This is a genomic window from Pseudoalteromonas sp. 2CM37A (assembly GCF_023161885.1).
GTDB lineage: Bacteria > Pseudomonadota > Gammaproteobacteria > Enterobacterales > Alteromonadaceae > Pseudoalteromonas > Pseudoalteromonas atlantica.
Map to the genome: position 1 here is coordinate 159,348 of NZ_JALNTJ010000002.1, position 20,640 is coordinate 179,987.

Annotated in this window: 21 protein-coding genes and 2 pseudogenes; 21 read left to right on the top strand and 2 right to left on the bottom strand. The window is 39.1% G+C overall.

Annotated features, from left to right (window positions below; translation table 11 throughout):
- Positions 1-2: 2 nt before the first annotated feature.
- From MTF68_RS04445 to MTF68_RS04460, 4 genes are read left to right on the top strand one after another with little or no spacing between them, the layout of a single operon-like run.
- Entirely contained in the window at positions 3-1,037 is a 1,035-nt protein-coding gene (locus tag MTF68_RS04445) for a hypothetical protein (RefSeq protein WP_248461787.1), read from the top strand.
- Entirely contained in the window at positions 1,024-1,875 is an 852-nt protein-coding gene (locus tag MTF68_RS04450) for a hypothetical protein (protein WP_248461788.1), read from the top strand. The genes MTF68_RS04445 and MTF68_RS04450 overlap by 14 nt, the downstream gene beginning before the upstream one ends.
- Positions 1,875-6,569 carry an RHS repeat-associated core domain-containing protein gene (locus tag MTF68_RS04455; protein WP_248461789.1) on the top strand — a complete coding sequence of 1,565 codons (4,695 nt, stop codon included), beginning with the start codon at positions 1,875-1,877 and terminating at the stop codon, positions 6,567-6,569. Before MTF68_RS04450 ends, MTF68_RS04455 begins: the two co-directional genes overlap by 1 nt.
- Before the next feature lie 9 nt (positions 6,570-6,578).
- A complete protein-coding gene (locus MTF68_RS04460; RefSeq protein WP_248461790.1) occupies positions 6,579-7,241 on the top strand; it encodes a GAD-like domain-containing protein in 663 nt (220 codons plus the stop codon).
- A 389-nt stretch (positions 7,242-7,630) separates the two neighbouring features.
- On the opposite strand, the gene MTF68_RS19675 is transcribed toward MTF68_RS04460, so the two are convergent.
- The gene (locus MTF68_RS19675) at positions 7,631-7,864 is read right to left on the bottom strand and encodes a hypothetical protein (protein WP_282448192.1); all 234 of its coding nucleotides are present in this window, start codon (positions 7,862-7,864) and stop codon (positions 7,631-7,633) included.
- 64 nt (positions 7,865-7,928) lie between these two features.
- On the opposite strand from MTF68_RS19675, the pseudogene MTF68_RS19755 reads away from it, so the two are divergent.
- From MTF68_RS19755 to MTF68_RS04515, 12 genes and pseudogenes are all read left to right on the top strand, one after another.
- Positions 7,929-8,060 (top strand): annotated as a pseudogene (locus MTF68_RS19755) (hypothetical protein); the annotation flags it as partial.
- Positions 8,061-8,258: 198 nt separating this feature from the next.
- Positions 8,259-9,491, top strand: coding sequence for an RHS repeat-associated core domain-containing protein (locus tag MTF68_RS19685; RefSeq protein WP_348983609.1), 1,233 nt, complete (start codon positions 8,259-8,261; stop codon positions 9,489-9,491).
- 159 nt (positions 9,492-9,650) lie between these two features.
- Complete coding sequence (locus MTF68_RS04470; RefSeq protein ID WP_248461791.1) at positions 9,651-10,364, top strand: immunity 49 family protein; 714 nt, start codon at positions 9,651-9,653, stop codon at positions 10,362-10,364.
- Positions 10,365-10,396: 32 nt separating this feature from the next.
- Positions 10,397-10,543, top strand: coding sequence for a hypothetical protein (locus MTF68_RS04475; RefSeq protein ID WP_248461792.1), 147 nt, complete (start codon positions 10,397-10,399; stop codon positions 10,541-10,543).
- A gap of 82 nt (positions 10,544-10,625) precedes the next feature.
- Positions 10,626-11,516, top strand: coding sequence for an N-acetylmuramidase domain-containing protein (locus tag MTF68_RS04480; protein ID WP_096042755.1), 891 nt, complete (start codon positions 10,626-10,628; stop codon positions 11,514-11,516).
- Positions 11,503-11,937 carry a hypothetical protein gene (locus MTF68_RS04485; RefSeq protein WP_096042756.1) on the top strand — a complete coding sequence of 145 codons (435 nt, stop codon included), beginning with the start codon at positions 11,503-11,505 and terminating at the stop codon, positions 11,935-11,937. Before MTF68_RS04480 ends, MTF68_RS04485 begins: the two co-directional genes overlap by 14 nt.
- Positions 11,938-12,048: 111 nt before the next feature.
- Positions 12,049-12,346 (top strand): annotated as a pseudogene (locus tag MTF68_RS04490) (hypothetical protein); the annotation flags it as partial.
- A 229-nt stretch (positions 12,347-12,575) separates the two neighbouring features.
- The gene (locus MTF68_RS04495; RefSeq protein WP_248461793.1) at positions 12,576-13,055 is read left to right on the top strand and encodes a hypothetical protein; all 480 of its coding nucleotides are present in this window, start codon (positions 12,576-12,578) and stop codon (positions 13,053-13,055) included.
- Positions 13,056-13,150: 95 nt separating this feature from the next.
- Complete coding sequence (locus MTF68_RS04500; protein ID WP_096042758.1) at positions 13,151-13,417, top strand: hypothetical protein; 267 nt, start codon at positions 13,151-13,153, stop codon at positions 13,415-13,417.
- A gap of 88 nt (positions 13,418-13,505) precedes the next feature.
- Positions 13,506-14,285, top strand: a complete 780-nt coding sequence (locus MTF68_RS04505; RefSeq protein ID WP_248461794.1) for a hypothetical protein — start codon at positions 13,506-13,508, stop codon at positions 14,283-14,285.
- Between the two features lie 145 nt (positions 14,286-14,430).
- Positions 14,431-14,949 (top strand): DUF6795 domain-containing protein, encoded by a 519-nt coding sequence (locus MTF68_RS04510; RefSeq protein ID WP_024032856.1) that lies wholly within the window; start codon positions 14,431-14,433, stop codon positions 14,947-14,949.
- A 23-nt stretch (positions 14,950-14,972) separates the two neighbouring features.
- Positions 14,973-16,139, top strand: coding sequence for a lipase family protein (locus MTF68_RS04515; protein WP_248461795.1), 1,167 nt, complete (start codon positions 14,973-14,975; stop codon positions 16,137-16,139).
- A gap of 14 nt (positions 16,140-16,153) precedes the next feature.
- On the opposite strand, the gene soxR is transcribed toward MTF68_RS04515, so the two are convergent.
- On the bottom strand, positions 16,154-16,615 hold the full coding sequence (gene soxR, locus MTF68_RS04520; protein WP_248461796.1) for a redox-sensitive transcriptional activator SoxR: 462 nt from the start codon (positions 16,613-16,615) through the stop codon (positions 16,154-16,156).
- Between the two features lie 77 nt (positions 16,616-16,692).
- Between soxR and MTF68_RS04525 the strand changes: the two genes are divergently transcribed.
- The 5 genes from MTF68_RS04525 to MTF68_RS04545 all read left to right on the top strand — a co-directional run bounded on the left by MTF68_RS04525 (position 16,693) and on the right by MTF68_RS04545 (position 20,623).
- Positions 16,693-17,166, top strand: a complete 474-nt coding sequence (locus MTF68_RS04525) for a flavodoxin family protein (RefSeq protein ID WP_138576565.1) — start codon at positions 16,693-16,695, stop codon at positions 17,164-17,166.
- A gap of 64 nt (positions 17,167-17,230) precedes the next feature.
- Positions 17,231-17,743, top strand: coding sequence for a DsrE family protein (locus tag MTF68_RS04530; protein ID WP_248461797.1), 513 nt, complete (start codon positions 17,231-17,233; stop codon positions 17,741-17,743).
- Complete coding sequence (locus MTF68_RS04535) at positions 17,743-18,366, top strand: GDSL-type esterase/lipase family protein (RefSeq protein ID WP_248451939.1); 624 nt, start codon at positions 17,743-17,745, stop codon at positions 18,364-18,366. Before MTF68_RS04530 ends, MTF68_RS04535 begins: the two co-directional genes overlap by 1 nt.
- Positions 18,367-18,492: 126 nt before the next feature.
- Positions 18,493-20,043: an EAL domain-containing protein gene (locus MTF68_RS04540; RefSeq protein ID WP_248451940.1), complete on the top strand. Its 1,551-nt coding sequence runs from the start codon at positions 18,493-18,495 to the stop codon at positions 20,041-20,043.
- Positions 20,044-20,101: 58 nt separating this feature from the next.
- Positions 20,102-20,623, top strand: a complete 522-nt coding sequence (locus tag MTF68_RS04545; RefSeq protein WP_248451941.1) for a hypothetical protein — start codon at positions 20,102-20,104, stop codon at positions 20,621-20,623.
- Positions 20,624-20,640 lie beyond the last annotated feature (17 nt).

Here is a 20,640-nt window from a genome sequence, read left to right on the forward strand (position 1 = left end):
CCTTGCTGTCTACTTACATAAGTAATCATCAAGCACAATTGCTCAGTATTAGTAAGGCGCAGTGCTGCCCGTTTACTTCTGTAGGTTATGTAAAAACACTTAAAAAAAAGCTGTTAGAAACAACGTGGCTAACCGCTAAAAAAAATAATACTCCTCAACACTTTACACAACCCGATTTAACTTTAATTAATACGTTAGTAACGAGTGAGCAAAGCCTTGATGTGACTGCGCAGGCATGTATAGAGGTTATGGCTAATTTACCGCAAACAATTAACCTGGCTTTTATAAACTCGTTGCTCAACAGCCCATCCCTGCATAACTTAGCAAAGGCTGTTATTTATAAAGTTTTATTACAGCAACACAGCTTTAATTTAATTGCATTAATTGACTTAAACACTATTTATTTTGCATTGGCTAATAGCACCGAACAAGAGGCAACATCAGCCGAAACAGTGGCGCTCATCAGCGCATTCAACCCTAGTGCAAACATACAAGTGCTAAAACATGTGTTTGATGAGCTATGTAAAAGTAAGCTTGTTAATTCACCGTTAATGTCGCTTTTTTTATTGTCACTAAGTTGGGAACAAGTAAACGCATTAAGTAATTACGCAAGCAATGTTTTAACAGTAGATGACACGTTACATGTGCTATTACAAAGTGGCTATGTAAAGCTAGTGCCCTTAGCGTGTATGTCGTTAAACCAAGTAGAAAACCCATCAGCTATTATTGCCTTAATAAGGCGAATGCTCGGTGATAAGCTCGATTTACTCGTAAGCTATGACATTCAAGTAAGTGCGTTTAATGCTGAACAACAAGCACTAGTGGCTTTTAAACAGCAGTTACATCAAAACTGGCCTAAATACGAGGAGGAGCTTTGCTTGCAGAGGTTTGTAGCTGGCAAATCTCTTAATAAAAGGTTAAACGCAATAGAAATGTCGGCAATGGACTGTTATAGCCAAGCAATATTTAATTTGTATACCTACTACAAATCGATGGCTAAAAATGTAAAAGCAGAGGCGCAGCATGAAGGCGTTTAATGTAAACGTAAGCTGTTTTTCTACGCCTTTGTCGCAAGACATAGATACACTGCTATATGCAGATACCCCAACTCCACCTAACGGTATTACTTGGCAATCATGGAATGCCTGTATTTATGATTGCATAGTAAAAGCGAAAGAGCTTTTTGCTAAAGTAGAAGACTCAAACTTGCCACTTGTATGGTTATTGCCAGCACTTGCGTACCAAGATGAGCTAAAGCAGCTTTTAGCAAAAAGTTTTAAACAGTTGTTCCCTGAGCATGTAGAGCACTTATTATTTTATGGCGCTGTTGGTGCTAATACGTTAGTGCAGTTGGCGGTGCAAAAAAAATGGGATAAGGCAAACGTGATTGCCATTGATGCTACCTATAAAGCCGATAAAAACAATGAGTGGGTATACTTAGGAGTAGGTGGTGCACTCGCGACTATTGAAACGGTTCAAATTGGCTGGATGCAAACTAGTCATGAATTTGCTCCTTCAATAGATTTTATAAAGCACGACCAACTAGGCGGTATATTTTCAAAAATTGCACAGGATAATAAAGACCATATAGATCTTATATTTGCACCTGGCAACGGCATACATCAGCAAAGTGATGTTTGGCTGACTAATTTACAATTGCTCAGTAATTTAATTAATGAGCATACACATTATGAATTACCTAATTACAAATTAGGTAAAATTGGTGCGCTTGAAGGACTCGTCAATTTATATCAATTGACCTCAAGCCCGGCTATTGTAAATCACTTTAAACACGCTTTAGTGATTTCTCAAGAACAATCAAAATATCAGGCCGCAGCATCATACTTATGGATAAGTGAGGAAGTACACAACTAATGCAAAGTAATACGGTTGTTTTACAAGGAACGAGTTACCCCATTTGCCTAGTTGCTGGCAAAGGCCAAACGCCGTCAGGTTATGCGCCAACTGTGGCAAACACCCCTGAAACGGCTAAACAACAAATAGCTCAAATTGGTGGTGCGTTAACAGGTGACGCTGCAAAACGTCTTGATGTAATTAATTTATTAAATAGTGCTGGCGTTAACTGCCCACGCAGCGCATCAGCTCGCGAAACCGCAAGCGTACTTACCCAGGCCTTAGTAAGTGACGCAGTAACGTGTTTCCACCAAAAAGCAAAGTCGGCCATTCAAGTAAGCGATAATACTAATAGTAGCTCAGCGGGCAAAAAGTCGAACAAAAAATCAAGCTCAACCGCATCAGGTAAAAGCGCATCGCAAGCACCCGCTAAAAATACGGGTGGTGCAAGTAATAACACCGCAAGTGAAGAGCCCATTACAAATCAAGAGTGCCGATCAGATCCAGTTTCAATGCTCTCTGGCGAAGAAATTCTCCCGCTTATCGACTTTACCCTAGCAGGCAGCCGCCAATTAGTGTGGCGACGTTTGTATCGCTCATCTCATGCTGATGTGTGCACAACAATGGGTAATGGTTGGCGCCACGACTTTATGGCAAGCCTTACCGAGCATTATTTGCCGCCGCCAAAAGTGGGCCCTAAGCAAAAAGGCACTTACTGGCTAGAGTACCAAGACGAGCACGGCGCTAAACATAAATTTGAAAAGGTGAAACCTGGCCAATCAAGCTATCAGTTAAGTAGTAACCTTGCGCTACATTACCAAACAAATGGTAAGCAAGTACTTGTAACACCAGATGACCAACACCTTACGTTTAAACCAGGCGAAAGCGCGTGGCTGCTTGAAAAAATAATTAACGAAAAAGGCCAAAGCATCGCGTTTTATTACGATGCTAAAGAGCGCCTACACCGTATAGAAGTAAACAAAGTGCGCGGCTGTATTATTAGCTACAACGCGCAAGGTTTGTTAAGCAAAATAGCAGCGTACTACACCGATAAAAACAACAAACAACAATTGCTATCGCCATTACTAGCAAGCTACGAGTACGACGAAAACAAAAACCTTGTTCAGTCTACTAATCAGCAAAACGAAACTGAGCGCTACGCGTATAACGCCGCTAATTTATTAACAAAGCGTACCCGAGCCAGTGGCTTTAGCCATCATTTTGAGTGGGATAGCTACTCACCCAGCGCTAAATGTATAAAGCAGTGGGGCGATAACAATACCTATACTTACCAGTTTGAATACAACCTTGAGCGCGGTGAAACAACCAGTGTAGACTCTCGCGGCCACAAAGAACACTTTGTACATAACGCACAAGGTAAATTGGTAAAACATACCGACCCTAACGGCAATGTTTGGCAATATACATACAATGCACAAGGCCAAAAACTCAGTGAAATAAAGCCCGATAGCAGCACAACGCGCTATAGCTACACACCTTTCGGCCAATTAGAAACAATAACGCAGCCAGATGGTAGCCAAACCCATTTTGCTTACAACCAACTTGGGCAACGTGTATTAACTACCTTACCTGATGGCCAAACCATTACGCGTAAATACAGTGTGGCTGGCTTATTACAAAGCGAAACCTTTGGCGATGGCCGTACCACGTTATACAGCTACGATAAGCTCGGCCAGTTAACCCAGCATATTAATAAAAATGGTCAAATCACTAAATTTATTTGGAACGAGCAAGGCGAGCTTTTAGCAAAACACCATAACGATGAGTTAATACGTTACAGCTACGACAGCCTAGGCCGCGTAAATGCCACACTTAATAACGCAGGCTTACTCACCCAATATAAATACAATGAGCATGGCCAGCTTACACAAACAATTGCCTTTGATGAAAACGAGCCTGAAAATAAGCAGCATCAATACTTTAGCTACGACGAAGCAGGGCGGTTAATTAGCTCGCAAAACAGCAAAGGCGACACCACCGAACAACACTTTGAAGGGCTAAGCCAACCGCACTGTGTTATTCAGCCCGATGGCAGCGCACTGCATTTAACGTACGACAAAGAGCGAAACTTAACAGCCATAGAGCGAAGCGACGGCTACGTATACCGCATAAGTTACGACGCGAACGAAAACCCAACACAAATAACCGGGTTTGATGGCACGCTACAGCAATATAAATACGATGCCTGTAACCGCTTAGCCTCAGTAACACAAAGCAACAAACGCCATGTAAAAATAGAGCGCGACAGCCTTGGCCGTGTAACTGCGCAGCATGCAAGCCTTGCAAGCGACTCACATATCATTAATAACGCCAATTACTACAGCTATAACCTGCAAGGTAAAATTACTCGTGCACATAATGCGCAATCAACACTTAAGCAGCAGTTTGATAAAGGCGGCAGGCTATTGTGCGCCGAGCAAGTTAATAACCAGCAACAAGCGCATACCCTAGAGTACAGCTACGATGAATACGGCAGAAGACAAACTCTTACCCTGCCAGATTCAACCACGCTTAAATACAGCTACAACCAGTTTGGCCAGCTAAGTAATATTCACTTACAGCAAACCAACAGCAAAGAGGTAGAACTTGCAAAGCCGCTTGTAACATTAAGTTACGACAGCCAAGGTAATATTAAAGCCCAGCAGTTTGGTAACAGCATAACCCTTACCCAACAGTTTGATGTATTCAACCGTTTAACGCAGCAACAGCTTACACATCCAGCGCAAGCATTATTCGATACCTGTACGTACAACTACGACAGCGTAAACCAGCTGATTGCCCGTAAAAACGAAGGCGTAAGCAGCCAAAACATCAATTTTGAATACAACAGCCTCGGCCAGTTAATAAAACAAACATTGGCAGGCTCACGTACTGATACAACCACACACTACCAGTGGGATAGCTTTGGTAACCCGCAAAGCCAAACAGTTAAATCAAACACAAGCGATGCAGACAATAGCGGAACAGACACTAGTAATACAGCTAAAGGCGAGCAAGGTGCAAAACATAAGGTTGCCAATAACGAGCATATAGCCAGCTCTTCTATTGATTTAACACGCGCCACGCATAGCGAATACAATGAGTTAGTACCAAATAGTAGTGAAAGTAGTATCAACGCTGACTCAGTAATAAACAATAAAGGCATTAACAACACCACAATAAACAGTGCCACCGACGCCGACCGCCTAACACAATTTGGCGACAGCGACTTTTACTACGACGAGTTTGGTAACCAAATACGTGAAACCGGCAAAGGCATAAAAACCCGCCGTGAATACAACGCGTTTAACCAGTTAAGCTGTTTTAACAACAACGGCACGCTCACGCAATACGACTACGACCCATTAGGTCGTCGTATCGCCAAGCACACCGAGCACGGTAAAATTGACTACATTTGGGATAATGACCAGTTAATTGGCGAGTGCCAACACGGTGAATATACTTGGTATATTAACCTGCCAAATCAATTTCACCCTGTCGCGTTGATTAAAAAAGGTGAAGTGTACTTCTACCACCTAGACCAACTTAACACCCCACGTTTTGTTACCAGCAACAAAGCAGAAGTCGTATGGGAAAATCAAGCCGATGTGTATGGCTATGAAGAGCCAGAAGCCGACTTTAATACAAAAAGCAGTTTCACTCAGCCAATCCGTTTTCAAGGGCAATATTTAGATGAAGAAAGCGGCCTACATTACAATCGCTACCGCTACTACAGCCCCAAACAACAGCGCTTTATAAACCAAGATCCGATTGGTTTAGTGGGTGGAATAAACCATTATCAATATGCGCCAAATCCGGTTAATTGGGTTGATCCGTTTGGGTTGAGTTGTAAGGAGAGTAGTGATAAAAGCTTTGGGGTTTGGCTTTTAAATGATGCAAATAAACAAATAAGTGAAGAGGGAGGCTGGGAAGCCGAGGTTTGGAGTTTACTTGCTGAAGATAGTATAAATGCAACAAATCAAGTAATTTCAGGTGACTACACAGCCGCATTAGCAAGTATTGCACTTACTGTTGTGAAGCCATTTAAAGTGATTGATAAGGTTTTAGATAAAGTACCCGATTCAGCTACCAAGCCGCTTGAAAATGCTAAGAAAAAAGTATTGAAAGCACCAATTATGAAAAAATATAACCCTCCGTGTTTTAAACCAAGTAATACATTACTTAAAGCTAAAACTTTTGGTGGTAATAAAGAGAAACTAGAGAAAGAGTTTTATAAACAATTAAAAGCTCAACAAGAGGGTATTAATAAAATGTCGGTGGGTGACTATTTAAAAAATAGAGAAACACTGACTGATTTAGTTAAAGAGCATGGGCATGCAAAAGCTAGAAAAATATTGACGAATAATGGTGCTGCGCAACAAAAAGCTCGAGATGAGTTATTTGATGAAATTAAAGAGTCGGCAGCAGAGAGTTTTATGAAGCAAGGTAACATTTCTTTTAAAAAAGCTGATGAATTAGCGATACAAAAAGCAAGTAGTACTTTGGAAGAGCTGGCAGCCCTTCATGATCCTGATATGATTGCGGGTGGGCATGATAAAATATCACGGCTAGGAAACTCTAATGTTAATTCATCCCTCGGCTCACAGTGGGCTAAAGCGGATCGTGTTGCGGGAATGGATAAAGCAGCTAAAGAAGCAATGGACTTGCACGGGCCAGATGCAAAAATGAATGTCGAATTATCACGTTGTAAATAAGGGGAACACATGAGTGAGTTTAAGTTGGATGAAGGTTTTGAATATTTTTTAGAGAAATTTGGGAAGCCAGAAAAACAAGAAAGTTGCACTGTAGAGACGTTAGAGAAATTTAAAAATAAGCTCCCAGATCGTTTATTAGAATATTGGCAAGAGTATGGGTTTTGTGGTTTTAAAAGTGGGTTATTTTGGATTGTTAATCCCGATGATTATGAAGATATTTTAGATGAATGGTTAGAGCATACGGATATTCCCGATAATGATGTCTATCATGTTTTTGCTAGAAGTGCATTTGGTGATTTATTTATTTGGGGCGAGGAAACTGGTTATAAATATAAGATAATAACAGCAAGTGGTTGGGTGATAGAAAAAAAAGGTAAAGTAAAAAAAGGCCATAATAATGCGATTGAGTACTTTTTTGGTTTTCTAGATACAAAATCACATGACTTTAAGGATGAAGCGGGTAATGTTTTATTTGAATCTTGTATCAAAAAACTTGGCGAATTAGAAGCAGACGAAATGTTTGGTTTTGAGCCTAGCTTAATTATCGGTGGGGAAACTATTTTTGAAAATATTAACAAAGTTAATATTTTTGTTCACCTTTCCATTTTGGCACAATTTGGACAAATCGAAGTGCTTGACCATGATGCGCTGATCCGAAAAGCTTTTTCATAATTATAACTACCATTTAAATTTGCTCTTTAACAACATGGATGTTGTAAGGGCTTAGGTTTTTAGCCTAAGTCCTTACCTGTTATCGCTTATAACGCCAATTACTACAGCTATAATCTGCAAGGTAAAATTACCCGTGCGCATAATGCACAATACATCTTAAAGCAGCAGTTAACCCATCCAGCGCAAGCAATATTCGATACCTGTACGTACAATTACGACAGTGTAAATCAGCTTATAGCCCGTAAAAACGAAGGCGTAAGCAGCCAAAACATCAATTTTGAATACAACAGCCTAGGGCAGTTAATACAACAAACACTGGCAAGCTCGCGTGCTGATACAACCACACACTACCAGTGGGATAGCTTTGGTAACCCGCAAAGTCAGACTGTTCAATCAAACTCAAGCGATGCAGACCTTAGAGATACAGGCGAGCAGGGTATAGAACATGATGCAGCCAGTAACGAGCATACAGCCAGCTCTTCTATTGATTTAACACACGCCACCCATAGTGAATACAATGAGTTAGCACCAAACAGTAATGAAAGTAGTAGTAAAAATAGTAGCAACGCTGACTCAGTAGCAAACAATGAAAGTACTAACAACACCATAATAAACAGTGCCACCGACGCAGACCGCCTAACACACTTTGGCGACAGCGACTTTTACTACGACGAGTTTGGTAACCAAATACGCGAAACCGGCAAAGGCGTAAAAACCCGCCGTGAATACAACGCGTTTAACCAGTTAAGCTGTTTTAACAACAACGGCACGCTCACGCAATACGACTACGACCCATTAGGTCGTCGTATCGCCAAGCACACCGAGCACGGTAAAATTGACTACATTTGGGATAACGACCAGTTAATCGGCGAATGCCAACACGGTGAATATACCTGGTATATCAACCTGCCAAATCAATTTCATCCAGTAGCACTAATTAAACAAGGTGAGGTGTACTACTACCACCTAGACCAACTGAATACCCCACGTTTTGTAACAAACAACAAAGCAGAAGTGGTGTGGGAAAACCAAGCCGATGTGTATGGCTATGAAGAGCCAGAAGCCGAGCCTGACACTAATAAAGAAAACACCTTCACTCAGCCAATTCGTTTTCAAGGACAATATTTAGACGAGGAAAGCGGCCTACATTACAACCGTTATCGCTACTACAGCCCCAAACAACAGCGCTTTATAAACCAAGATCCGATTGGTTTAGTGGGTGGAATAAACCATTATCAATATGCGCCAAATCCGGTTAATTGGGTTGATCCGTTTGGGTTATTGTGTAAAGAGGGGCAAGAAAAATTATCTGCAATGCTAGGTACATTAGTTGGTAATGGTATTGATCAAGCAGCGAAGGATAAAATATTAAAAAGTGCGATAGATAGTGCCACAATCACAGATCCAGAAGGTAAGTTAAAGGTTCAAAAACCAGAGGGTGTGAATAAGTTAAATTATGCCTATACATTAGAGAGTATGAATGAGGTGGACAATACCATAATTATTCATCGTCATATTGGGGGAGAAACTAAAGAAATGGAGCTTACTATTGAGGAATTTGCAGGTATGCATGAATTTGATGGTAAAGCAGTTAATGAAGAATGGGCTACCAAAGGGCGGATTAAAGAAAATACAGCGAGAACATTGGTTACGGCTAAAAAGAAAGATAATTCAGAAAATATATATATATTGAAGCCTGAAGAAAAAGAAGAACTACAAGTTCATTGCGTCGCACGTGACAAGGCAATGAAAAATCGTGATGAATTTGCACGGCAAACAGATGGATACAACAACCAAATTCCTAAAGTGAATGAGCAATCGGCTAAAATTGGAGAAAAGGCGGCCGATATGGCTGTAAAAGCCAATTACCCAGATTATAAGAGAATACATCCAGATAGTTTAGATCATTCGACATCGGTATCAGGTAACTTTGATATGGTTTATCAAAACTCTGATGGTGATGTGATAATTGTTGAAGCCAAAGGCGGTAAGAGCCCACTGGGTAAAAAGCAAATTGGTGATCAGGATTACCAGCAAGGCACGAAGAAGTATGCGCAAGCTATTACCGAGAATATGAAGAAAAATGGTAAGGTAAATGGCAAAACAGATAGGGAAGCAGCATCAGCCATCATGGAAGCTATGGACGATGGGAATGAAGTTAAATATTTACATATTGAAACCCCAATTATTAATACAAGTACTGGCTCTACTATTAGTGAAGTCAATATTTCAGAATTTGATATCGATTAATCAATAGTTGTAGGATAGCAAATGAAAGTTGAAAGAATATATAAACCTAAATTTGAAAATGTGTCGTTGGATGAGTGGCTAGAGTCTCCAAAGAGAAGAATAAAGAAAATTCCTGTTAATATATCAAAAAAAAGAGATAGTCTATTAAGGTTTTCAAGTTTGTATATTGATTTTTCTCGCTGGCTTACTTGGGAAGTTCAAACACCCGAAATCGAAAGTGAATCTGCAATGGGTTTACGTTATGCGTCAAAAATGTATGCTGCATTTTTGAAGCTTACAGAGCATCCAGAGCAAGACCTTACCTTTAAAATATTCGATTTACCTGAAGTAACTTGGAATGGTAAGGGAATGTTAGAGGCAGGTTATGCAAATCCTGCAGAGTGGGTTGACGCCTATTTTTTAGCTATGGTCACTCGCGATTCTGAAAGTATGAATAGCTTGGCGAGCTTCCCTGTTGAAGTTATGAAACAAAGTGCCACTAAGTCTGGCCCTGTCTCTTATAAATTAGTAGAGGTGTTTCAAGCTTATCATCACAGACAAGAGAATTATCCATCGCTACTTAATGAGGGCATGAAAATGGCGGTAGAGCAAGGTAATGACTGGGCATTAGGTATAGCGATGGGGTATTTAGAAACCTTTGCCGCACTTTCTACAGATATTGGCTTTGATTTTAATGAAACCCTTGCAAAAAATGTGCAGTTGCAAGAGAAATACTGGATGAATGCAAGTGAACCAGACACTGTTCCGGTTGAATCATTCTTACCCATACAGTTACTAGGTATGGCATGCATGTGGCACGATATGGGTAATGAGGTAACGGTTGAAAGTGATTCACTTCCTCGTTTTTTAATTAATGGAACTTATTTTAAATAATTAGAAATATAGGTAAGGAGGCTCAAACCACTATGTTTGGTTTAATAAAAAAATATGACGTACACATGTGCTCTGAAGTTAAAGGGATTATTACTTTAAACGGCAACCCTGTTGAAGGTGTTTTAATTAATCGCAGCCTTAAATTTGCACATAAAATTGAAAAAGCGGGAATAAACTAGACACCCACTTTAAATAGTGGGTGTTAATTTACTACTAATACATTGTAATTAAAAATATAACATTAAAGAAAAGGATGCTTCGATGGCAGTAATCAGAATAACTCAATCTGTTGGATTGGGCGGCGCTAACAATTTAAACGATGTAAAAACCGTACAAACCGCTTTAAATTCACTTCTTTCCCTCATAGCGCCCACTAGAAAACTTACCGTAGACGGTCGTTTAGGCTCACGCCCTGAAAACTCTAAAACAGTAGCGGCTATTAAGTTGTTTCAAAGCAAAGTGGTAAACATGGTACGCCCAGATGGAAAAATAGATCCAAATGGACGCACCCATAGAAAAATTAACGAAAAGCTTATAACCCTTGTAGTTAAAAATAACTTTAAGCTACCAGTTGCCTCTACAGATGTTAAAAAGCTATCAGAATCGGATTATCAAGATATTGCAAAGGAACTAGGATGTAAAGTTGCAGCTATTAAAGCTGTCGCCGATGTTGAATCATCTGGTGATGCATTTTTTTCCAATGGTAAACCAAAGATCTTATATGAAGCACATATATTTTCTCGCTATACAAATCATATATATGATCAGAGTCATCCATCTATATCTAGCAGACACTGGAATCGTAGTTTATACATAGGTGGTACAAGAGAATACACAAGACTAGAAGAGGCTATGACTCTAAATTCAACAGAGGCATTAAAATCAGCTTCTTGGGGGCGTTTTCAAATTATGGGCTTTAACTATCGTGCATCAGGGTTTTCTAATGTTGAGGAGTTTGTACGAACAATGTTTAGCTCTGAAAGAAAGCAACTTGATGCGTTTGTTAATTTTGTTAAACATAAAGGCCTAGAGAAACACCTGCTCACGCTAAATTGGGCTGCATTTGCCAAAGGCTATAATGGGTCAAAATATGCGGAGAACCAATACGATATTAAACTGCAAAAGGCATTTGAAAAATATGATAAAAAATAACCGTTTTCAGGCTTTATTTATTCTTCCGCTATTTTTTGTTGCATCATGTAATGCGACTCAAAGTGAGGCTGAGATTATATTTAAGTGTCAAGCTGATGCACCTAAGCCAGTCGAAATTGTTGTTAGTGAAGTGAATGGAACATTTAAATTGGAGGCGTTTAATGTTGATGGAAGCAACCTCATCAATTCCATTTCACTCAGTGATATAAGTAAGTCCAGTTATCACCGCTCTTTAGTTACAGAGCATAGTATGACTTTTACGCAAGCTAATGGTGACGTCGTAGTAAGTGATTACTACAGTGAAGAGTTTGATACGGTTACAGAGGAAAAATCAGTCACCATACAAAAAAATGGCAAAAAAGAATATTGGACTTGTGATGATTCAAGTTTTAGCAAGCTATCTGCTATTGATGATTTTTAAAGTGCATCGTAACTATTCAGCCCCACCTTTAGAATAAATAACATGATACCCACTTTAAATAGTGGGTGTTAATTGGCAGAATAAACTAGACACTCATCTTAATTTTGAAGTTTGGCTTATACAAAATATTACCACTGTATCTCGCGTTGTGTTCGGCGTGCTTTTTTGTGCGGTGAAGAGCATTTTACAGGTCAATCTTATGAATATCGACGAGGCTGGGTTGAAGATAAGCTGCTTGAGTTAGCCGAGATATTTTGTATTGATGTGTGTCCTTATGCTGTTATTAGTAACAATACTCACTTGGTTCTGTATGTAGATGACAAAAAAGCTGAATGATAAAGTGACCATTATTCGTTGGCATAAACTGTGTAGAGGTACTGTACTTACACAGAAATATATACAGGGCGAAAGCTACTCGCATAAAACTAAATCAATTATAGTGAAATTTTAGTAATAAATCACAACTGCATCATGCAGCGATTTTTATGCGTTTAATTTAAATTTAACAGCAGTAAAATTCTATTTTATGGGTTAAATAAAATAAATTTATTAGGAAAGATAGGTTCTTAATCTAAAAATTTTTATGGCACAGTTTAGCTTTTACTTGCAACTGAAGTATATGAGGAGTTGAGTAAGTAGTGTCTAAAAACGATGAGGTATTTCTATTATTTCCACCATGGAAGCTTTTACGAAGGTTTCTATTAGTAACAGTGCTCTTACTTTTGGGTACTGTATACTCCGGAATGACTGTGTTAACGCAATACTTTGATACAGAACCTGAGTGGCTGTTAGGCATTTTATTTTCTACAGGGGTAGCATTTTGCCTTATAAATTTTAAAGTAAGCCAAGGCTCTTTTTTTTGCGCAAATATATTAAAATTCTATGCTTTATTTTTAGCTGTGATTTGCTTACCGACTTTTATAATTTTAGAAGGTAATGGGTATTATATTGCAACAGCTATCAATGTAGCCTTTATGTTGCTCTCTTTTTATTTAATTAAAGGAGAAAAATACCAAGGTCTTATTAAATATCAGTATGATTTTTTTAAAGATATAAAAGACGCTCGTGCTGCTGTCGAAAAAGAAATGGCAAAAAGTAACCGAAGGAACAAAAAGTAACCGAAGGAACAAAAAGTAATAATTTTTTTTACCTTTATTCAATTTAGAACTCTAGGGAGCTATGAACGCCTAAGCTAAGGCGCTATAGAAATGCTATGGAACAACAAAACCAACAAACATTAACTAACCTTGTTTACGATATATACGAAAACCCAACTTTAATAGAAGAGCATCAAGTGCTTATCATGCCCTTGTTGAGCGATTTAGTTGCCACAGCACCAGCTGGCTTTGAGGGCATGGCGACGATGATTAATACCCATATTTCTAATGGGTTTAAATTCAAAAATCCTAAAATACAAAAATTTGAACTTGAGTCAGGGCTTTTAAAACTTAAAACATACTTTCAAAAAATAAACCTTTAATACCTACCTCTCTTTTTTATTGAGCACCACATTTTTAATTTTAATGCAGCACGTGTGCTGCATTTGTTTTTCTCATTAAGGATGATGTATGAGCCTTATTACTACGAGTATTTTAATGCTGTTTTTGCAGCCTTTATTTGTATATTTAGCTCTTTTTAAAGAGTCTGAGCAAAGTGCCCGAAATCGTTCACTAGATAACGAAGATGCTATGTATCTATTTATAGCACCAGGGTTGGCTGTATTTTATTCTGAGGACTTTTGGCAGGCGATACTTTATTTAGGAAGTGTATGCCTACTAGGTTTAATGCTCGCCATTATTGTAAAAAGCAAAGCTAAAAAACGATTAACAAGGGATGACGCTATCGGGTTTACTATTGCCAGTTTTTTATTTTTTTGGCTTATAAAATTAATTATTGGTGGGATAGGGTATCTTTTTAGCGAAAATGCCGCGAATGGTTCCGCGGCCGACATAGGCCAGCAAGCTTATTCATCAACTTCAGGTGAGCTTTTAAACTGGGGGTATTTATATTATCAGTTTTGGCCAACGCTATACTTTTTACTATCTATGTTAATCACTTTAGCTATAAAAATAATTGAAAGCCGGTTTGATAAACATTCAATTTCAGGCTCGCTGTTAATTTTGGGTGCAGTTTTAGCTGGCGTATCACCGTTATTTGGCAATGCTTTTATTTTAGGTGTGATAGCTAACTTTTTTATATTTTTTGTTGTGTGTACGGCATGCATAGAAATTGATAAAAAGAGCGACCCTTCAGCCGGTGCTATTAGTATTATGTATGCTTTTTTGCTTATGAGCGGCATCATGTTTAGTGGCATTGGTAAATTAATTTATACACTATTTTATAATTAGATTAGTGATTGTTTCTTGATTAAAAAACATGCAGTATAATTGTACCTAATTAGACCCCTACTTTTTCAGCATAAATATGGCTGGTGTAATTAATTAGCCATATATATTAAGTAGTTTATAGCTAGGCCTTGGGAGAGAGTTTGCTTTGTTTTTATCGCGCTTAAAAATTTTTGTATTGGTAATAGTCTCTATTGCCGTTGTTTTTTTTACTACATCACAGGCTTGTGCAGATATGTTTGGCTTTTTTAATAAACAAGAATTTTATTTATCGGCTCCAGTAAAAGGGCAGTTATTAGATAATGGGCAGCCAGTTGCAAACACTAAAGTGATGCGCTCACTTACCTATGGCGATGAATACGTTGATGAAACCACAACAGATGAACAGGGTTATTTTACCTTCACAGAAAAAACAATAAAAACAGGTAAACCTTCTAATATGTTTGATAACGACTCGTTGGTTCAACATATTTATTTAGAAAACGGCACGCCAGAAGGGATTGTTTTGTGGTACACACTTGTTTCAATTCATGAAGATAGCGATACACTCAAAGCGCTTCTTGCACACTTAGAGTGTGATATTGGCCAAGAGCCACAAACATACGATATTCCAATTAAAGAAGATACAAGCCACACTTTTGCGATATACACATCATGTAAACTTTAACTATTTATTTAAAGGGAACTTATATGAATACTTTGACACCCACTCAAGCCGTACAATTAGCAAACCTTGCTTATAAAGCAAAAAGTATTAAAACCACTAATTTACTTAATCGCACACTTCATGCCTCTTTGCGCGACAATTTTAACTTTTCTGTTAACCCTGGCGCAGTACAAGGCGTAACGGGCAGCTTTTTTTCTCATTTATTTAATTTAAGCACGGGCTTTGCTTTAGTAGGGCATGGGCTTGGCGCGTATGAGGGCGATTCGGTTATAACTATTCGGGGGACTAACTCGCTAAGAGATGGATTAACCGATGGGCACTTTGGTGTGAGTGGTGGGTCAAATGGCAGTATGGTGCATGCTGGTTTTAATAAGACTTTTTATAGTATGAAGCCTGCGCTGCAAGAGTTTATAGCAGCGAATATTCAAGATAAAGTAACGGGTTGCGTTCATTTAGTTGGCCACAGCTTGGGTGGTGCGTTAGCGACGCTTTCTGCTGATTGGATCAAAGCTGAGTATTCACTTCCTGTAAAATTATATACGTTTGGTTCGCCACGTGTTGGGCTTGAAAGCTTTTCTCGCGCAGCAACATCCAGAATCGATAAAATTTATCGCTGTACACATGGGGCTGACCCAGTGGCTAAAGTGCCTTTATGGCCTTTTTCGCATGCTCCGCACAATGGCCAAGAAATACGTTTAGATAGTGGACAAGGTTTAAAGGGTGCAGCTCATACTCTTGCTGGTACGCCTGGCTACTTAAACACTGCCAATAGCAATAATTGGAACAACTTAACTATACAAGCTAATCACTTTTTAAACATGCCTGTGCGTTTAAAATTTGAAGACAGAAATCAAGCATCATTTACCTCACATTGGGCAGATAAACTAGGTGCTGCATTAATTACCCTTTTAAAAGATGCGGGCTATTACAGCGCAGTTGCTGCCCAAGCAGCCATTGGAACCGGGCTCACTTTTTACGATATGTTGGCGCGAACGCTTGATAAAATAGCTAAAGCGTCAACCTCGTTTGCAACACAAACCTTAGGTTTACTAGGGCATATGTTAGTGTTTGCAGGCAAAGTAATTAGTAAAGCGGTGGAGCTGACTTATAGCTTTATAAAATCTGTATTCGACTCAACCCTAGGCGCTTTATACAGAGCTGCAAGAGAAGGGCTTAGCGGCCTAGACTAACCTTAATTTAAATCTTAATCTCGCTCTAACAAAATAGCACCACTTTGGTTTTCGCCTAAGTGGTCGTTTTTGTTATAAATAGGGCACTTACTCATAGATAAACATCCACAACCAATACAGCCATCTACGCGGTCGCGTAGGCGCTGCATATACGCTATGCGCTCATCAAGCTGTGCTTGCCATTGCTTTGAAAGGGCTGACCAGTCTTTTTGTGTGGGAGTGCGCTGCTCTGGTAATGTGGCCAGGGTGTGTTTAATTTCATCAAGCGTTATTCCCATGGCTTGTGCGGCTTTTATTACCGCTATACGGCGCAGCACATCTTTTTTATAGCGGCGTTGGTTGCCGCTATTTCGCCAACTACGTATGAGTCCTTTTGTTTCGTAAAAGTGTAGGGTTGATACTTTTACGCCGCTGCGCTTAGCGACATAACCTACGGTTAGGTTAGCCTCGGTTAGTTTTTTTTGATCTATTGGCATTGTTTTAAATTTCCGGTTGACCTCAATATAAGTTGAGGTTTTAAGCTTCTTTCAACATTAAAAAAGGAGCTAACTAAATGCAACAAAAACTTAAACGCAGCACTGTTATTATTTACTCAAGCGCACGTAAAAATGGTAATACGCAGGCACACGTTAACAGCTTTGCTGAGCAAAACGATGTAAGGATAATATGTTTAGATGATTATAAAATAGCGCCGTACTGTTATAACAAAAACTATAAAAGCGATGACTTTTACGCTGTATTTGAAGCACTATTAAAGTATGACCACTGGGTGTTTGCCTCACCCGTTTATTGGTACAGCACCACGGTACAAATGAAGTTATTTATTGATAGAATAACCGACTACATGGACGATGAAGCATTAAAACCAAAGTTACGAACGCTGCGTAGTAAGCATTTTTCAGTGCTTTCTAATGCGTCATCAACTGAAGCGCCGGCGTGTTTTGTAGAGCAATTTAAAAATACGTTTAGTTATTTAGGTATGCAGTTTATTAATCATCACCATAAAAGTACCCAAAAGGTTGCTTAAATTGCAGCCTTTTTTGGTTGTCTCTGGTAGTTTAGTAATACGCTTAAAAACACAGGATTGTTTTATGAAATATTTACTAGGGTTAGTGCTGCTTTTTAGCCCGTTTATTAATGCTAATGAGCAATCAATTAACGGGTTTGGTAATTATTATAATATACCAAAGCATGACAAAATTAATGACGCTACGGTATTTAAAATAGCATTTGATGTTGCCGATGGTGCTAAAAAAGGCGAGCAAAATAATTCAATAAATTCGTTAGCGCGTTTTATTAACATGCATGTAGCGCATGGTGTAAAGCCTGAAAACATTCAACTTGCATTAGTTGTGCACGGCAGCGCAAGCGTTGATGTGTTAGCTAACAGCGAATATAAAAAACGCTTTAGTGATGACAATAAAAACCAAGCGTTAATTGAGCAGCTACTTGCTAATAACACTCAGGTGTATGTGTGCGGGCAATCGGCAACTCACTTTAAAGTAACGCCTGAATTGCTCATTGATGGCGTGAAAATGTCGCTTTCTGCGATGACCGCGCACGCACAACTTCAACAACAAGGCTATACGCTCAATCCATTTTAATGACGCAAATAACAAAAAATATACTCTGCTTTGGCGACTCTAATACGTGGGGTTTAAATCCCGAAACAGGTAAGCGCTATGATGAAAAGACCCGTTGGACCGCGCGGTTACAGCAACAGCTAGGCAGCGGCTTTAGCGTAATAGAGTCGGGGCAGCCAAACCGTACGCTTGTGAATAACCCGCCTTTTGCGGGGGAGCTTAATGGTATTCGCTATTTAAAACCCGATTTGCAGCAACACGCTTTACACACGCTCATTATTGCACTTGGCACTAACGATTTAAAAAAGCGTTTTAACTTAGCCCCAACAGATATAGCCACCGGCCTTACGCATTTTATTGGCTCTATTAAACAATTTTACTCGCCTGCTAACTTACCAAACATAATTGTTATTGGTCCTTTATTTATTAACCCTCAGCATGGATTAAGCCATATTTATTTAAACTGTGATCAAAAGTTACAATCCTTAAACACTCTCTTTAAACGTGTAGCACACGAGCACGCGCTTAATTACGTTGATATATCACACCTTAACGCCCCCCTAGGGAGCGATGGTATACATTTAAATAGCCAAGGCCATAAGCAGCTTAGCGGTATACTCAGCCACCTGGTTTTGCAATTATAATGCAAACAAATCAATAAATTAAAAACGTAATTTGCTTTAATTATTTTACAAGCTTGATTGCTTTTATGCCCAGATATGCAATTATTATTGCACCTGACTCACACACAGCTTCTTTAAAAAGGTGTTATGAAACAATATCAACGTAGGTCTTTAATTGCAGTATTAAGCGGTGTCGTGGTTTTTATTATATGTGCTAGCACACTGATGTACTTTGCTGCACAAAAGCTAAGTAGGCAGTTAGCGCGAGATTCAAATTATATTGTTCAACACATAGATGCTGCCGCAACAGAACGTAGAAAAATTTTAACCCGCCTAAATAACGCAAACGCTAAACAATGTAATAACAATACATTGATAGAAATGCGCCGCGCGTTGTTTGATGCACAATACGTGATAGATATTGGCTTTTTTACAAATAATGAGCTGGTTTGCACCACCGGGGCAGGAAAGCTGGCAGCTACAATTACCGATAATCCTCCCGACTACATTCGAATTGATAAATACGATAATAAACCTGTGCGCGTAAGGTACGAACCACAATTGTATTTACTTTTGTTTAGTGGCCGTGCAATGGAAGTGATAATTGTAAGGCAAGGTAATTACAATTTAATAGTCGATACGCGCGCTTTTAATGATAAAGTAATTGTTTCTCCTCAGTGGGAAGTACTTTATAAAAATACGCGCGAGACGTTTCATTTAGCGGGGGCTAAAGGGGTTTATGAGCAGGTAAAAAATCACTCATTTTTATCTTATGAATCAATTATTAAATGCAGTACTAATAACCCCGGGTACTGCGCAGCCGCACAACTTCCGTGGAGCCAATTTTTTGCTGATAATCAATTTTTATTGATTATTTCGCTTATTTTAATTTCGTTAGCGGGTGTATCAAGTGGACTGTTAATTGACTATAGCTTAGCGGCTAGGCGCTCAACTATCACGCGTGTGCGCAAAGGCCTTAAAAAGGGCTCATTTTATTGGACCTACCAACCCATTATTTGTTTGCAAACGGGTAAAGTGGTTGGCTGTGAGGCATTGGCCCGTTTTGAAGATAAATACGGGGTTTTATTTCCTGATCAATTTATTCCTATTATCAGAAAAACCAATTTAACGTGGCGCTTTACCCAAGCCATGATTGAAAAAGTACTACATGAGCTAACCACCGTTGAGGCATTACCGCGCAATTTTAAAATTTCTATTAATATTTTTCCCTACGATGTAGAAACAGGCAATATTGCGCTTTTAAAAGACATACCGGCACTCACCGATTCGCGCTTTATTATTTGTTTAGAAATAACAGAAGACGAATACTTAGACTCAACAGTTGCCCATGCCCACTTTAAAAGGCTGGTTGAGGCGGGCTTTAATTTATCGATAGATGATTTTGGTACGGGTTACTCTAACTTAAAAAATCTACAAAACTTGAGCTTTCATCAACTTAAAATTGACCGCACCTTTGTACAAGACATAACAACACAAGGCTTAAAGGCCTCAATGATCCCCAATATTATGGCGTTGGTACGTAAGTTTAACTACACCTGTGTAGCAGAAGGCATAGAAACAAATGAGCAAGAAGCCATACTAAAACAAGCTGGCGTACATTATGGCCAAGGCTGGAAATATGCCAAGCCCATGGCACTTCGAGAGTTTAAAGCGTATTTAAAATTGCAAACGGTTTAAACGTGTTTTACCTCATACACGTATGAGTATGATATTTATAACAGTGTAAGGTTTTAAAATGATTAAAATAATAGCCAGCGCATTTATGGTGTTAATGCTTAGTGCGTGCTCAGCTCAATACCCAAATCAGCAAATTACCGGTAAGCAGTTTCCAACCATTAGCGGCCAAAGCCTAGATGAGAAAAGCGTAACCATACCGAGTGATTTTAAAGCCGATAAAACCTTGTTACTCATTGGCTATAAACAAGATAGCCAATTTGACATAGACCGTTGGTTAATTGGCTTAGACATGACAGGGGTTACATTACCCACTTACGAACTGCCTACCATAGCAGGTATGGCCCCGCGTATGTTTAGTACATTTATAGACAGCGGTATGCGCAAGGGCATTCCAAAAGAGCTGTGGGGCGGGGTAATCACTATTTATGAAGATGGTGAAGCTGTGCAAAAATTTACAGGTAATAAAAACCCAAACAATACTCGCGTTGTTTTAATAGATAGCAAAGGTAAAATTTTACATTTTTACGATAGGGGCTTTTCGGTAGAGGCGCTTAATACACTTAAAGAAAAAATAAAATAAAGGGAGCCAAGCTCCCT

Bases quoted from the DNA above. Each gene is read 5' to 3' on its own strand.
- MTF68_RS04540 (WP_248451940.1), top strand. From the start codon at position 18,493: ATGAAACAATATCAACGTAGGTCTTTAATTGCAGTATTAAGCGGTGTC.
- MTF68_RS04455 (WP_248461789.1), top strand. From the start codon at position 1,875: ATGCAAAGTAATACGGTTGTTTTACAAGGAACGAGTTACCCCATTTGC.
- MTF68_RS04535 (WP_248451939.1), top strand. From the start codon at position 17,743: ATGACGCAAATAACAAAAAATATACTCTGCTTTGGCGACTCTAATACG.
- MTF68_RS04530 (WP_248461797.1), top strand. From the start codon at position 17,231: ATGAAATATTTACTAGGGTTAGTGCTGCTTTTTAGCCCGTTTATTAAT.
- MTF68_RS04480 (WP_096042755.1), top strand. From the start codon at position 10,626: ATGGCAGTAATCAGAATAACTCAATCTGTTGGATTGGGCGGCGCTAAC.
- soxR (WP_248461796.1), bottom strand. From the start codon at position 16,615: ATGCCAATAGATCAAAAAAAACTAACCGAGGCTAACCTAACCGTAGGT.
- MTF68_RS04475 (WP_248461792.1), top strand. From the start codon at position 10,397: ATGTTTGGTTTAATAAAAAAATATGACGTACACATGTGCTCTGAAGTT.
- MTF68_RS04450 (WP_248461788.1), top strand. From the start codon at position 1,024: ATGAAGGCGTTTAATGTAAACGTAAGCTGTTTTTCTACGCCTTTGTCG.
- MTF68_RS04545 (WP_248451941.1), top strand. From the start codon at position 20,102: ATGATTAAAATAATAGCCAGCGCATTTATGGTGTTAATGCTTAGTGCG.
- MTF68_RS04500 (WP_096042758.1), top strand. From the start codon at position 13,151: ATGGAACAACAAAACCAACAAACATTAACTAACCTTGTTTACGATATA.
- MTF68_RS04485 (WP_096042756.1), top strand. From the start codon at position 11,503: ATGATAAAAAATAACCGTTTTCAGGCTTTATTTATTCTTCCGCTATTT.
- MTF68_RS04515 (WP_248461795.1), top strand. From the start codon at position 14,973: ATGAATACTTTGACACCCACTCAAGCCGTACAATTAGCAAACCTTGCT.
- MTF68_RS04505 (WP_248461794.1), top strand. From the start codon at position 13,506: ATGAGCCTTATTACTACGAGTATTTTAATGCTGTTTTTGCAGCCTTTA.
- MTF68_RS04525 (WP_138576565.1), top strand. From the start codon at position 16,693: ATGCAACAAAAACTTAAACGCAGCACTGTTATTATTTACTCAAGCGCA.
- MTF68_RS04460 (WP_248461790.1), top strand. From the start codon at position 6,579: ATGAGTGAGTTTAAGTTGGATGAAGGTTTTGAATATTTTTTAGAGAAA.